Consider the following 502-nt stretch of genomic DNA (forward strand, 5'->3'; position numbering starts at 1 on the left):
AAATATAAGGATAATTAAAAATGAGACTGTTTAAGCGCTATACACCGAGTATGATTGCTAAACATGTAAGTCGACTTTTCAAAGGACGAATCTACATTTACGGCGTAGGTAAATTTGAGTTTGATAACGGTAAACTCGTACTACCAGACCGAGCAGAGAAGCGTCACTTCCAAACCGTAAAAGAAATAAATAGTGAAATCATGAAACTGCGCTGCGCGTACGCATGATCTGATAGTCTAAAGAATTAAAAACAAAAAGGGTTGGCATTATGCCAACCCTTTTTTCGTGTTCGTGATGTCGTTAATTGCTATCAACTTTAGCTACTGACCATCAACAGCAATCCATCTCACGCGACTATCGGTGTACTACGGGGCGCTTAGCTAAATCCGGAAGGTTGCCCGACAACCCCAGCGCTGCTTCATTATCTCATCTTTCGCACCCGGTAATTGACCAGCAAGCTTCATACCGATACCACGAATTAGCTTCTTAGCCGGATTATCGC

At 42.2% G+C, this 502-nt stretch carries 1 protein-coding gene and 1 pseudogene; one reads left to right on the top strand and one right to left on the bottom strand.

The window, feature by feature from the left end; all coding sequences use genetic code 11:
* The first annotated feature begins 20 nt into the window (after positions 1-20).
* Complete coding sequence (locus AB4232_RS22710; RefSeq protein WP_009847660.1) at positions 21-227, top strand: DUF1107 domain-containing protein; 207 nt, start codon at positions 21-23, stop codon at positions 225-227.
* Between the two features lie 127 nt (positions 228-354).
* Here the strand turns inward: AB4232_RS22710 and AB4232_RS22715 are convergent.
* Positions 355-502, bottom strand: a pseudogene (locus tag AB4232_RS22715) (FAD-dependent 2-octaprenylphenol hydroxylase); the annotation flags it as partial.

The sequence above is a fragment of the Vibrio sp. 10N.286.46.A8 genome (genome assembly GCF_041470165.1).
GTDB classification, from domain to species: domain Bacteria; phylum Pseudomonadota; class Gammaproteobacteria; order Enterobacterales; family Vibrionaceae; genus Vibrio; species Vibrio tasmaniensis_A.